Raw genomic sequence first — 13,141 nt, forward strand, 5'->3', positions numbered from 1 at the left:
CAGGGTGACCGGCGGGTGGCCGGTGCCCGGCCCGGAAACGGCCGATCGCGGTGGCCGGACCGTCCCGAGGGGACGGCCGACCACCGCGATCGGTGGCGCGTCGTGTCAGCCGTGCAGGCTGGCGACCCCGCGCGGCAGGAACCGCCGGCCGGTGACCCGCTCGGCGGTGCCGGTCCGGTCCAGGTACGGCGTGACGCCGCCCAGGTGGAACGGCCAGCCGGCGCCCAGGATCATGCACAGGTCGATGTCCTGCGCCTCGGCGACGACGCCCTCGTCGAGCATGAGCCGGATCTCCTCGGCGAGCGCGTCCAGCGCGTTCTGCCGGACCTGCTCGGCGGTGAGCGGCTGGTCGCCGACCACGAGCAGCTTGGCGACCTCCTCGTTGACCTGGTCGTCGACCACGATCGGCTGGCCCGAGTCGGCGATCCGCTTGAGGTTCTCGCTGACGCCGAACCGCTCCGGGAACGCGGTGTGCAGGGTCCCGCCCACGTGGTACGCCACGGCCGGGCCGACGAGCTGGAGCAGGGCGAGCGGGCGCATCGGCAGGCCCAGCGGGTCCAGCGCGCTGTTCGCCACGTCCAGCGGGGTGCCCTGGTCGACGGCGGCGAAGACGGTGCCGAGGAAGCGGGTCAGCAGCCGGTTGACCACGAACGCCGGGGCGTCCTTGACCAGCACGCTCGACTTCCTCAGCTGCTTGCCGACCGCGAACGCGGTGGCCAGCGTCGCGTCGTCGGTCCGCTCGCCGCGGACGATCTCCAGCAGTGGCAGCACGGCGACCGGGTTGAAGAAGTGGAAGCCGACCACCCGCTCCGGGTGCTCCAGGTCGGCGGCCATCTCGGTGATCGACAGGCTGGAGGTGTTGGTGGCGAGCACCGCCTCCGGCTTGACGATCTTCTCCAGCTCGGCCCAGACCTGCTTCTTGACGCCGAGGTCCTCGAAGACCGCCTCGATGACGAAGTCGGCGTCGGCGAAGACGGACTTGTCGACCGAGCCGCTCACCAGCCCGTACAGCTTGGCCGCCGTGCCCTTGTCCATCCGGCCCTTGCTGACGGCCTTCTCGATCTGGGTGTGCACGTAGCCGACGCCCTTGTCCACCCGGGACTGGTCCAGGTCGGTCATGACGACCGGCACCTGGAGGCGGCGGGCGAAGAGCAGGGCGAGCTGGCTGGCCATGAGGCCGGCGCCCACGATGCCCACCTTGGTGACCGGGCGGGCCAGGCCCTTGTCCGGCGCGCCGGCCGGCCGCTTGGCCCGCCGCTGCACCAGATCGAAGGCGTACAGGCCGCTGCGCAGCTCCTCGGAGAAGACCAGGTCCGCCAGGGCCTCGTCCTCGGCCGCGGTGCCGGCCGCGAAGTCGCCGTCCTTCGCCGTCTCCAGGAGGTCCAGCGCCTTGTACGCGGCCGGGACCGCGCCGTGCAGCCGCTGGTCGAGGGTCTGCCGGGCGAAGTAGAGCACGCCCGCCCACATGTCCTTGTCGACCTCGGGCCGGGTCACGGTGACCTCGCCCCGGACGACACCGGCGGCCCACTCCAGCGACCGCTCCAGGAAGTCGGCCGGCTCCAGCAGCACGTCGGCGATGCCCATCTCGGCCGCCTGCTTCGGCTTGAGCATCTTGTTCTGCATCAGCGGGTTCTGCAGGATCACCTGCGTCGCGGCCGGGATGCCGATCAGGTTCGGCAGCAGCTGGGTGCCGCCCCAGCCGGGGACCAGCCCGAGCGAGACCTCGGGCAGCGCCAGGGCCGCCGCGCCCGCCGACAGGGTCCGGTAGTGGCAGTGCAGGGCCAGCTCCAGGCCGCCGCCCATCGCCGCGCCGTTGACGAAGGCGAACGTGGGGACGGCGCTGTCCTTCAGCCGGGCGAAGACCCGGTGGCCGAGCCGGCCGATCTCCAGCGCCTGCTCGCGGTTCTCCAGCTGCGGCAGGCTCGTGATGTCCGCGCCGACGCAGAAGATGTACGGCTTGCCGGTGACCGCGATGAACGCGGGGTCCGCCGCCAGGGCGGCGGTGATCGCCTCGTCCAGGCTGGTCAGGCCGCCGGGGCCGAAGCTGTTCGGCTTGGTGTGGTCGAAGCCGTTGTCCAGGGTGATGAGGGCGGCCGGACGGTCCAGCCCCGGTACGGCCACCTGGCGCAGGAGCGCCCTGGTGACGACCTCGTTCGCTGCGGCGAGGCTCACTTGTCTCCACCCTCCCAGTGCGGGTTCTCCCAGATCACGGTGCCGCCCATGCCGATGCCGATGCACATGGCGGTGAGGCCGTAGCGGACCTCGGGGTGCTCGGCGAACTGCCGGGCGAGCTGGGTCATCAGCCGGACGCCGGAGGAGGCGAGCGGGTGACCGATGGCGATCGCGCCGCCCCACGGGTTGACCCGGGGGTCGTCATCGGCGATGCCGAAGTGGTCGAGGAAGGCGAGCACCTGCACCGCGAAGGCCTCGTTCAGCTCGAACAGGCCGATGTCGTCGATGCTCAGGCCGGCGATCCGCAGCGCCTTCTCGGTCGACGGGATCGGGCCGACACCCATGACCTCGGGCTCGACGCCGACGAAGCCGAACGACACCAGCCGCATGCCGATCGGCAGGCCCAGCTCGCGGGCGGTCTCCTCGGCGACGAGCAGGGCGGCCGTGGCGCCGTCGTTCAGGCCGGCCGCGTTGCCCGCGGTGACCTTGCCGTGCGGGCGGAACGGGGTCTTGAGGGTGGCGAGCTTCTCCAGCGAGGTCTCCCGCGGAGCCTCGTCGGTGGTGGCCAGGCCCCAGCCGGCCTCCGGGTCGCGGATCGCCACCGGCACCAGGTCGCCCTGGAGCTTGCCGTTGGCGTACGCCTTGGCGGTCTTCTGCTGCGAGGCGAGCGCGAACGCGTCGGTGCGCTCCTTGGTGATCTGCGGGACCCGGTCGTGCAGGTTCTCCGCGGTGGCGCCCATGACCAGCGCCGACGGGTCGACCAGCTTCTCCGCGATGATCCGCGGGTTGGGGTCGACGCCCTCACCCATCGGGTGGCGGCCCATGTGCTCGACGCCACCGGCGATGGCCACGTCGTAGGCGCCCACGGCGATGCCGCTGGCGACGGTGGTGACGGCGGTCATCGCGCCGGCGCACATCCGGTCGATGGCGAAGCCGGGCACCGTCTTGGGCAGGCCGGCCAGCAGGGCGGCGGTGCGGCCGATGGTCAGGCCCTGGTCGCCGATCTGGGTGGTGGCCGCGATGGCGACCTCCTCCACCTTCTCCGGCGGCAGCTGCGGGTTGCGCCGCATCAGCTCGCGGATGCAGCGGATCACCAGGTCGTCGGCGCGGGTGTTGGCGTACATGCCACCCGCCTTGCCGAACGGGGTGCGGACGCCGTCGACGAAGACGACATCCCGAACTTCACGGGGCACTGAGAGCCTCCCTAGCCGGCACTGGCGGTTTCCCCCGGATGCTACTCGCCAGTAACCATCGCCGACACCACCCCCCGTGTGGCCAACCCCACACCGCTCCCCGCCGCGTTGATCAAGAAGTTTGCGTCGGGAAACGCCGTGCGGCCGACGCAAACCTCTTGATCAACGAGGAGTGGGGGTCAGGACGTCGGGAGGTGGAGGGCCTCGGTCAGGGCGGGGAGGAGGAGGGTGATCTGCCACTCCCTCGCGCCGAACGTGCGCAGGGTCTCCGCGACCGTGTCGTCGGTGATCTCCTCCGGCGGCTGCCAGGCCAGGCGGCGGATGAAGTCCGGGGCGATCAGGTTCTCCGGCGGCAGGTGGTGGGCGCCGGCGGTGCCGACCACCACCTCCCGGCAGCGGGCCAGCCGGCCGGCCGCCACCGGGTCCCGCTCCGCCCACCGGTGCGGCGGGGGCGGACCCTCCACCACCGGGCTCACCGGCAGGGCGTCGTCCGGCAGCTGGCGCGCGTCGTCCAGGGCCGCCAGCCAGGTACGCGCCAGCCGGCGCACCGAACGGCCACCGAAACCGGGGAGCGTCAGCAGGGTCTTCTCGTCCTTCGGGTCCAGCTCGGCGGCCGCCACGATGGCCGAGTCCGGCAGCACCCGACCCGGTGCGGCGTCCCGCCGCGCGGCGATCTGGTCCCGCGCGTACCACAGCGAGCGCACCCGGGCCTGGGCCCGCGCGCCGCGCACCCGGTGGATGCCCGAGGTACGGCGCCACGGCTCGGCCCGCACCCGGGGCGGCCGGGCGCCGTTGCGCACCAGCGCGGCGAACTCCTCCGCCGCCCAGGCGGACTTGCCCTGCTTGGTCAACTCCTCGTCGAGCGCGTCGCGCAGGTCGACCAGCAGCTCCACGTCCAGCGCCGCGTACGTCAGCCAGGACTCCGGCAGCGGCCGGCTCGACCAGTCCGCCGCGGAGTGGTGCTTCTCCAGGCTGTAGCCGAGCACCTGCTCGGTCAGCGCGGCCAGACCCACCCGCTCGAACCCGGCCAGCCGGGCGGCCAGCTCGGTGTCGAAAAGCCGGCGCGGGCGCAGGCCCAGCTCGGCGAGGCAGGCCAGATCCTGGCTGGCGGCGTGCAGCACCCACTCGGCCTCGGCGATCACGCCGTCGAGGCCGGTCAGGTCGGGCAGCGGCAGCGGGTCGATCAGCGCCGTGCCCGAGCCGGCCCGGCGCAGCTGCACCAGGTAGGCGCGCTGGCTGTAGCGATAGCCGGAGGCACGCTCGGCGTCCAGGGCCACCGGGCCGCTGCCGGCCGCGAAGCGGGCCACGACCTCATCGAGCTCGCTCGGAGTGGCCACCGGCGCGGGCGTGCCCTCGCGCGGGGCGGTCAGCGGGACGGGCCCGCCGACGGTGGGTTCGGTCCCCGCGTCCGCCGGCTCCGGCGTGGCCGAGGACGGATGCGGCGATGCCTCTTCCGTACGGCTTTCGGCGGCCCGACGGCGCAGGGGTGGTTCGTCGGTCACCTGACAACCCTAGTGCGCCGGGCGATCCGGTGTGCGCAGCCGGTCGGGCGCGTGTCGGCGGGATGTCCCACCGGTGTCGTGGCCGGGTCGTGTTGCGCCGGGATGGCAGGGTCGGACACCGGGGGCGACAAAGCCCGTTCACGCAGGTACGGTCCATCGAGCCGCGGGGCCGCGAGGGCGTTGCCGGGGTGGCGGTGCGGTCACGGGGGAGGACAAGGCGATCATGACGGGCGCGTACGGGGCCGGGGACGGCGTGCCGGGGCCGGGCGACGACGAGACTGCCGCCCCGGAGCGGGCCGGGACCGACCGGCCGGGGCCGCTGCCGCCGCGCATCGTCCCACCGACCGGCCACGCCACCGTTCCCGGCCAGCCGACCGCACCGACCGCGGGCCTCCCGGGTGCGCCCGCCTACGGCTTTCCGCCGGGCAACGCCCCGACCGGCCCCGGTGCGGGCTACGGCTCCGCGCCCGCCGCGCCCGGTACCGGCTTCGCTTCCGGCTCCGCATCCGTCGCCCCCGGCGCCGGCTTCGCTTCCCCGCCCGCCGCTCCCGGTTCCGGGCCCGCCGCGCCCGGTGCCGCCTTCGGCTCTGCGTCCGCCGACCCCGGTACCGGCTTCGGCTTCGGCTCTGCGTCCGCCGACCCCGGTGCCGCCTTCGGCGCGACCCCCGGTGCGCCGAGCGCCAACCAGCCGGGTGCCGGGGCCACGTGGTCGGCGGCGCCGAACAGTGGCCAGTGGGGCGGCCCGGCCGCCCCGGCTCCGCGCACGCCTGGCGGCTGGCCGCCCGCACAGCCGGGCGCCGTTCCGGGGCAGTTCGCCGGCCAGCCCGGCGCCGCCGCCCATCCGGCCGCACCGGACGCGAGCCCCGCTGCCGCACCGGCACCCCAGGGCCAGCCGTCCGCCCACCCGACCCAGCCGGCCTCCGGCCCGGCCTACCCGGCTCCGGCCTCCGGCCCGGCCTTTCCGGGTCAGCCCACGTCGGGCCCGGCCTACCCGGCTCCGACCTCGGGCCCGGCCTACCCGGGTCAGCCGACCTCGGGCCCGGCCTACCCGGGTCAGGCGACCTCGGGCCCGGCCTACCCCGGTCAGCCCGGATCCGGCCCGGCCTACCCCGGTCAGCCGACATCCCGTCCGGCCTACCCAGGGCAGGCTGGCGCCGGGCCGCTGTCGGTGCCGCCCGCCGGTCAGCCCGAGCGGTCCGGGCGGGGGCGTCGGCTACCGGTGGTGGGGCTCGTCCTGGCCGGGATCCTGGCGCTGGTCGCGGGCCTGCAGGCGTACCAGATCCACCGGCTGGACGACCGGCTCGCCGCCACCGACCGGCGGCTGGCCGAGGCGCAGGGCGCGGCCGCCGGCCGGCTCGACGGCCTGGAGGAACGCGCGGGCGTCCTGGAGAAGCAGGCCGGGGCCGCGTTCAACCCGGAGGCGGTGGCGAGCGCGGTGCTGCCCAGCGTGTTCCGGGTACGGGCCGGCCAGTTCACCGGCACGGCCTTCGCCATCGGCAAGGCCCCGTCCGGGGGCGGCACCACCCTGCTCACCAACTTCCACGTGGTGGAGGCGGTCTTCACCGCGGGCGACCGCAAGGTCTTCCTGGAGCGCACCGACCAGCGGTTCGAGGCCACCATCGTCGAGGTCGACAAGGACAAGGACCTCGCCCACCTGCGCACCACCGCGAAGTTCACCGGGCTGGTCGCGGCGCGTACGCCGGTCAAGTCCGGGCAGCAGATCGTGGTGGTCGGCGCGCCGCTCGGCCTCCAGGACAGTGTCACCACCGGCGTGGTGAGCGCGTTCCGCAAGGACGAGGGCGGCTCCGGTCCGGTGATCCAGTTCGATGCGCCGATCAACCCCGGCAACTCCGGCGGGCCGGTGATCAACGGCTTGAAGGAGGTCGTGGGCATCGCCACGGCCAAGGCCCGGGACGCCGAAGGCATCGGCCTGGCGGTGCCGATCAAGACCGCGTGCGACCGGTTCAAGCTCTGCTGACCGGCGCGCCGCCGGCGGCTTGACCGCGTACCGCACCGTCGAGGCGTGGGCCCCGACCCCGCCGACCGCAGACCCCGGCCCTACGGGCCACCCCGCGGGGGACCAGCCAACCTGGAGGAAGAAGCATGTCCCAGCCACCGACCGGAGCGGGCGGCTACCCGCCCCAGCCGCCGGGGGGCACCGTCTACGGCAGCCCGTACGAGGCCCAGCCCGAGCCCCCGCAGCACGGGGCGGCTCAGCCCGACCCCACCCTGCCGCAGCCCACCGCCCCAATTCCCGGGCAGTACACGCCGGGCGCCGGGCCGGTCCCGCCGCCGGCCCCCGCGAGCCCCGCGCCGAGCTACCCCCAGCCCATGTCGGCCCCGCCGATCTCCGGCGCGGCGTCCGGCTACCCGCAGCCGATGTCGGCTCCGCCGATCTCCGGCGCTGGGTCCGGCTACCCGCAGCCCATGTCGGCCCCGCCGACCTCCGGCGCCGGCCCGGTACCCGGCTACCCGCAGCCGATGTCGGCCCCGCCGGGCTACCCCATGTCGGCTCCGCCCGGCCCGGTGCCGCCCTACGGGGCGCCCGCGGCCGGTGGCGGGAAGGGGCGGGCCGCCCTGATCCTGGGCCTCGTCGCCGGGCTGCTCCTGGTCCTCGGCGGCGTGATGACCGGCCTCTACGTCACCACCAACGGCAAGCTGCACAAGGCCGAGCAGCAGGTCAGCCAGCGGGACGGCACGATCACCGCGAACCGGCAGGAGATCGACAAGCTGAAGGGTGACCTCCAGACGGTCCGTGACAAGCTCGCCGACACCGAGCAGGACCTGACGGGCACCAAGAACGACCGGGACGAGCAGGCCCGCCAGAAGAAGGTCATCGGGAGCTGCCTGGACAAGCTGACCGCGGCCATCGCGGCGGCGTCCCGGGACGACAAGGCGGCCTTCGACGCCGCCAACAAGGGGCTGGACAAGGTCTGCGACGAGGCCGAGAACTACCTCTGACCCGGCGTCACCACGGGCCGCTCCGACCACTCGGGGCGGCCCTCGCCGTGTCCGGACAGGCGGATCTTGGCAAGTTGTCGTTCACCGCGGACGGCAACTCGCCACGATCGCAGAGGGTGCGGGGTCAGGCGGCGCCGGCGGGGCGGCGGGTGTGGAGCGCCGTGACGCCGGGTGGGGGGAGGCCGGCGGTCGAGGCCAGCAGGGTGCACCAGCCGAGCAGGTGCGGGGCCAGGTCGGTGCTGAGCGGCGTCCAGGAGGCGCGGATCTCGATGTCGCCCGCGGCGGGCGGCCCGGCCAGCTCGCCGAAGCGGGTGGAGAGCGTCTGGGTGACCGTGCCGCCGATGGCCCGGTAGCGGGCCTCCTGCGCGTCGAGGGCGTCGGTCAGCCAGGTCCAGCCCACCCCGGGCAGCAGCGGGTCGCTGGCCAGGTCCACCTCCAGCTCGGCGGTCACGTAGGTGACCAGCCGCAGGGTGCCCTGCCACGCCTCGTGCCCGGCCGGATCGTGCAGGAGGATGAGCCGCCCGGTGGCCACCTCGTCGTCCTCGCGGAGCACGCCGGCGGAGAGCGCGAAGGCGTAGGGGGCCAGGCGCTGCGGTGCGCCGACCTCCTCCAGCACGATCTCGGGGCGGCAGGTCACCGATCGCAGCCCCGCGACCGCGCGGGCGAAGGTTTCCGGGAGCGCGATCGGGGGGGCCATGACGGCAGCCTATGCCGCCCCGCTCCGCCCGGTGTGACGGCACGCCGGGCGATCATGCCGATCATGTCGCCGGATCGCGTGAGAAGGGGACCCTTCTCTACCGCAGGCGTTAACAAGGGGCCCTTCCTTTCACGTCACAAAAGGTGGCGGTGGCGGCGGGGGGCGTCCGGGCGCGTGGCACGATTGCCGCGATGACCACCGACACCACGGGCACTGCCGCCCGAGACGGAGAACCCCGCCGCGGCGGGCCGGCCGACTCGCCCTTCGTGCGCGCCTGCCGGCGCGAGCCGGGCCCGCACACCCCGGTCTGGTTCATGCGCCAGGCCGGCCGGTCACTGCCGGAGTACCGCGACATCCGGGCCAACGTGCCGATGCTGGACTCGTGCCGCCGCCCCGAGCTGGTCCGGGAGATCACCCTCCAGCCGGTCCGCCGGCACGGCGTCGACGCGGCCATCCTGTTCAGCGACATCGTGGTGCCGGTGGCCGCCGCCGGGGTCGACCTGGACATCGTGCCCGGCACCGGCCCGGTGGTGGCCGAACCGGTCCGCACGGCCGCCGACGTCGAGCGGATCAACCCGATCGGCCGCGACGAGGTGTCCTACGTGGACGAGGCCGTGCGCCTGCTCGTCGCCGATCTGGGCGACACCCCGCTGATCGGCTTCGCGGGCGCGCCGTTCACCCTGGCCAGCTACCTGGTCGAGGGCGGGCCGTCGCGGACCCACGCCAAGACCAAGGCGCTGATGTACGGCGACCCGGACCTGTGGCACGCGCTCTGCACCCGGCTCGCCGAGGTGACGCTGGCGTTCCTGCGGGTGCAGGTCGACGCCGGGGTCTCGGCCGTGCAGCTCTTCGACTCCTGGGCCGGGGCGCTCTCCGAGGCGGACTACCGCCGCTACGTGCTGCCGCACTCGGCGTACGTGCTCGCCGGCCTGGCGGACGCGGGCGTGCCCCGCATCCACTTCGGGGTGGGCACCGCGGAGCTGCTCGGCGCGATGGGCGAGGCCGGCGCCGACGTGGTCGGCGTGGACTGGCGCACGCCGCTGGACGTCGCGACCCGCCGCATCGGCCCGGACCGGGCGGTGCAGGGCAACCTCGACCCGGCCGTGCTGCTCGCCCCCTGGCCGGTCGTGGAGGCCGAGGTGCGCCGCATCCTCGACGAGGGGCGGGCCGCCCCCGGTCACGTGTTCAACCTGGGACACGGCGTGCTGCCGGAGACCGACCCCGAGGCGCTGACCCGGGTGGTGGCGCTGGTGCACGAGCTGTCCGCGCGGCCGGCCGCGTAGGGGAGGGACGACCATGGCGCGACCGTGGCGGGCGGCGATCGTCGGTGGCGGGATCACCGGGCTGGCCGCCGCCGTCCGCTTGCGCGACCGCGCCCCCGCCGGCACCGAGATCACCGTGTACGAGCAGTCCGGCCGCCTCGGCGGCAAGCTGCGCACCGGTGAGCTGGCCGGCGGGCCGGTCGAGTTCGGCGCCGAGTCGTTCCTGATGCGCGACCCGGCCGGCGGGGAGTCGGCCGTGGTGACCCTGGTCCGCCGGCTGGGGCTGGCCGACGCGATCGTGCACCCGAGCGTCGGGCAGGCGGCCCTGCTGGTCGACGGCGGGCTGCGCCCCGTCCCGGGCGGCACCCTGGTGGGCGTACCCGGGGATCTGGACCGGGTGGCGGCCGTGGCGCAGCCGGCCGCGGCGGCCGACCGGGACGGCGGCGCGCCGCTGCTCCCGCCGGACGCCGACGTGTCGGTCGGCGCGCTGGTCCGTGACCGGCTGGGCGACGAGGTGGTGGACCGGCTGGTCGACCCGATGCTCGGCGGCGTCTACGCCGGCCGCGCCGACGACCTCTCGCTGGTGACCACCATGCCGGCCCTGGCCCGGGCGGCCCGGGTCGAGCACACCCTCGTCGGTGCGGTCCGCGCCGCGCAGGCCGCCGCGCCCCGCGCCCCCGGCGCCCCGGTCTTCGGCACCCTGGCCGGCGGGCTGAGCACGCTGGTCGACGCGGCGGCGCGGGAGAGCGGCGCGACCATCCGCCGGGACGCCGCGGTCCGCGAGCTGCACCGCACCCCGACCGGCTGGCGCCTCACCGTCGGCCCCACCCGCGATCCGGAGTTCCTGGAGGCCGACGCCGTGCTGCTCGCCGTGCCGGCCCGCCCGGCCGCCCGGCTGCTCGCCGGCCCGGCCGCCGAGGTGGCGGCGACCGTCGGCGGGCTGGACTACGCCAGCGTCGCGCTGGTCACCATGGCCCTGCCCGAGCCGGAGCTGCCGGAGCTGTCCGGCTTCCTGGTGCCGGCCACCGAGGGGCTGCTCATCAAGGCGTCCACCTTCTTCACGACGAAGTGGGGGCACCTGCGGCGGCCCGACGGGCTCGCCCTGGTGCGCGCCTCGGTGGGCCGGTACGGCGAGGAGGCCTCGCTCCAGCTCACCGACGACGACCTGGTCGCCACCGTGCATCGGGAGCTGTCGAAGGTGCTCGGCACGCCGCTGCCGGCCCCGGTGGCCCAGCACGTGCAACGGTGGGGCGGGGCCCTGCCGCAGTACACGCCCGGCCACCTCGGCCGGGTCGCGGCGGCCCGGGCGGCCCTGCGTGCCGCCCACCCGACGCTGGCCCTGGCCGGTGCCGGCTACGACGGCGTCGGCATCCCGGTCTGCGTCCGCTCCGGCGAGACGGCGGCCGAAGAGATCATCACTGCACTGGGAGGATCGGCAGCATGACGGAGCAGACCAACGCGGCCCGGCTGCGGGAGCTCAACGACACCATCCGCTACACCATGTGGTCGGTCTACCGGGCCACCAGCCCCCTCCCGTCGCTGCGCGAGAACGTCGTCGCCGAGGTCGAGTCGCTCTTCGAGGAGCTGGCCGGCAAGGACGTCACCGTCCGCGGCACGTACGACGTGGCGGGCCTGCGCGCCGACGCGGATCTGATGATCTGGTGGCACTCGTCGTCCAGCGACGCGCTCCAGGACGCCTACCTGCGGTTCCGGCGCACCACGCTGGGCCGTGCGCTGACCCCCGTCTGGTCGCAGATGGCGCTGCACCGGCCGGCCGAGTTCAACAAGAGCCACATCCCGGCGTTCCTGGCCAACGAGGAGCCGCGCGCCTACCTGTGCGTCTACCCGTTCGTCCGGTCGTACGAGTGGTACCTGCTGCCCGACGCGGAGCGGCGCGAGATGCTCGCCGAGCACGGCAAGATGGCCCGGGGCTACCCGGACGTGCGGGCCAACACGGTCGCCTCGTTCGCCCTCGGCGACTACGAGTGGATGCTCGCCTTCGAGGCCGACGAGCTGCACCGGATCGTCGACCTGATGCGCGACCTGCGGGCCTCCGACGCCCGCCGGCACGTGCGCGAGGAGGTCCCCTTCTACACGGGCCGCCGCCGCTCGATCGCCGACTTCGTGACCTGCCTGGTCTGACCGGCGCCGAGGCCGGGGCCGCCGGCGCGACCCCGGCCGGCGGCGGTCAGGCGACCGTCGTGCAGGAGAGGATCCCGGGCACCGGGTTGCTTCCGCTCGACGAGCCGACGAAGCCGAACGAGGTGCTCGCCCCGGCGGCGAGGGCGCCGTTGTAGGCGACGTTGCGCGCCGTGACCAGCGTCCCGTTGGTGCTGACCGTGGCGTTCCACGCCGAGCTGACCTGCTGGCCGTTGGCGTAGTTCCAGCTCACCGACCAGCCCCGGATCGGCGACCCGCCGTTGGTCACCTGCACCTCGGCCTGGAAGCCGCCGCCCCACTGCCCGGTGATCCGGTAGGTCGCCGTGCAGGCCCCGGCCGGGTTCGGCGTCGTCGGCGGAGTGGTCGTCGGCGGGGTCGTGGTCGGGGGCGGGGTCGTCGGCGGGGTGGTGGTCGGCGGCGGCGTGGTCGGCGGGGTGGTCGAGCCGCCGCCGAAGTCCACGTCACTGCACAGGTAGTAGGACTGGTCCAGGTGGCTGGCCTGCCAGATGGTGTAGACCACGTGCCGGCCGGACCGGCCCGGCGCGTTCGCCGGGACCTGGATCGACACGCCCTGGCTCTCCGGCGTCCACTGGCTGGCCGGGGTGTTGCCGATCTGGCCGACCAGCTCCAGGTCGCTCCAGCGCAGCGGCGCGGTCAGCGCGTTGTAGCCCTGCTTCGTCACGTACACCCGGATGTAGTCGGCGCCGTGGCTGGCCTGGTCGTACAGCTTGATCCGGAAGTTGGTGGTCACCGGCGAGGTCTTCCAGGCGCCGACCGTGTCGAGGGCGTTGTAGCGCCCGCTGGAGGTGCGCCCGCCGCTGCAGAGCTGGCCGTCCGGGATGGCCGCCTGGTGGTTGCCGGCGACGCCCTCCCGGAACAGGCCGTTCCAGTTCCACATGGCGTTCGGGTCGGCCTGCCAGGCCTGCCAGCACATCGGGTCCTGCGTGGCCATGGCGGGGTTCTGGAAGTCGCTGCCCCAGCGCTGCCAGCAGCCGTAGTTGCGGGACGCCGGGTCGACCACCGACCCGTGCGCCGAGGCCGGGCCGGACAGGGCGGTGGTGAGCAGCGCCGCGACGACCGCGCAGACGCTCAGGATCGCCGCCACGATCGGGACGCGGCGGCGGTGCGGAGTGGACATGGTGAGCCTCCGGGGTGGGGATGTCGGTGCACGACGCCCGGACGGTGCGGGAGTTG

The 13,141-nt window shown here is 74.7% G+C and carries 9 protein-coding genes and 1 pseudogene; 5 read left to right on the forward strand and 5 right to left on the reverse strand.

The window, feature by feature from the left end; all coding sequences use genetic code 11:
- Positions 1-105: 105 nt before the first annotated feature.
- The 3 genes from ABZS80_RS12430 to ABZS80_RS12440 all read right to left on the reverse strand — a co-directional run bounded on the left by ABZS80_RS12430 (position 106) and on the right by ABZS80_RS12440 (position 4,867).
- Positions 106-2,172, reverse strand: a complete 2,067-nt coding sequence (locus ABZS80_RS12430) for a 3-hydroxyacyl-CoA dehydrogenase NAD-binding domain-containing protein (protein ID WP_355055799.1) — start codon at positions 2,170-2,172, stop codon at positions 106-108.
- Positions 2,169-3,365 carry a thiolase family protein gene (locus ABZS80_RS12435; protein ID WP_355055800.1) on the reverse strand — a complete coding sequence of 399 codons (1,197 nt, stop codon included), beginning with the start codon at positions 3,363-3,365 and terminating at the stop codon, positions 2,169-2,171. Before ABZS80_RS12435 ends, ABZS80_RS12430 begins: the two co-directional genes overlap by 4 nt.
- Before the next feature lie 179 nt (positions 3,366-3,544).
- A complete protein-coding gene (locus ABZS80_RS12440) occupies positions 3,545-4,867 on the reverse strand; it encodes a ribonuclease D (protein ID WP_355055801.1) in 1,323 nt (440 codons plus the stop codon).
- A 1,222-nt stretch (positions 4,868-6,089) separates the two neighbouring features.
- Here ABZS80_RS12440 and ABZS80_RS12445 point away from each other — a divergent pair.
- Together ABZS80_RS12445 and ABZS80_RS12450 are read left to right on the forward strand one after the other, a co-directional pair.
- A pseudogene (locus ABZS80_RS12445) lies at positions 6,090-6,845 on the forward strand (trypsin-like peptidase domain-containing protein); the annotation flags it as partial.
- A 125-nt stretch (positions 6,846-6,970) separates the two neighbouring features.
- Complete coding sequence (locus ABZS80_RS12450; protein WP_355055802.1) at positions 6,971-7,828, forward strand: hypothetical protein; 858 nt, start codon at positions 6,971-6,973, stop codon at positions 7,826-7,828.
- 124 nt (positions 7,829-7,952) lie between these two features.
- On the opposite strand, the gene ABZS80_RS12455 is transcribed toward ABZS80_RS12450, so the two are convergent.
- A complete protein-coding gene (locus ABZS80_RS12455) occupies positions 7,953-8,525 on the reverse strand; it encodes a DUF3000 domain-containing protein (RefSeq protein ID WP_355055803.1) in 573 nt (190 codons plus the stop codon).
- Between the two features lie 191 nt (positions 8,526-8,716).
- Between ABZS80_RS12455 and hemE the strand changes: the two genes are divergently transcribed.
- Genes hemE through hemQ form a run of 3 tightly spaced genes read left to right on the forward strand, consistent with a single transcriptional unit; the run spans position 8,717 to position 11,929 of the window.
- Positions 8,717-9,808, forward strand: coding sequence for a uroporphyrinogen decarboxylase (hemE, locus tag ABZS80_RS12460; RefSeq protein ID WP_355055804.1), 1,092 nt, complete (start codon positions 8,717-8,719; stop codon positions 9,806-9,808).
- A 13-nt stretch (positions 9,809-9,821) separates the two neighbouring features.
- Entirely contained in the window at positions 9,822-11,231 is a 1,410-nt protein-coding gene (gene hemG / locus ABZS80_RS12465) for a protoporphyrinogen oxidase (RefSeq protein WP_355055805.1), read from the forward strand.
- On the forward strand, positions 11,228-11,929 hold the full coding sequence (hemQ, locus tag ABZS80_RS12470) for a hydrogen peroxide-dependent heme synthase (protein WP_355055806.1): 702 nt from the start codon (positions 11,228-11,230) through the stop codon (positions 11,927-11,929). The genes hemG and hemQ overlap by 4 nt, the downstream gene beginning before the upstream one ends.
- Positions 11,930-11,975: 46 nt before the next feature.
- Here hemQ and ABZS80_RS12475 read toward each other — a convergent pair whose 3' ends face one another.
- Positions 11,976-13,085, reverse strand: coding sequence for a lytic polysaccharide monooxygenase (locus ABZS80_RS12475; RefSeq protein ID WP_355055807.1), 1,110 nt, complete (start codon positions 13,083-13,085; stop codon positions 11,976-11,978).
- Positions 13,086-13,141: the final 56 nt, after the last annotated feature.

Source organism: Micromonospora sp. NPDC005305 (genome assembly GCF_040607315.1).
Classification (GTDB): Bacteria; Actinomycetota; Actinomycetes; order Mycobacteriales; family Micromonosporaceae; genus Micromonospora.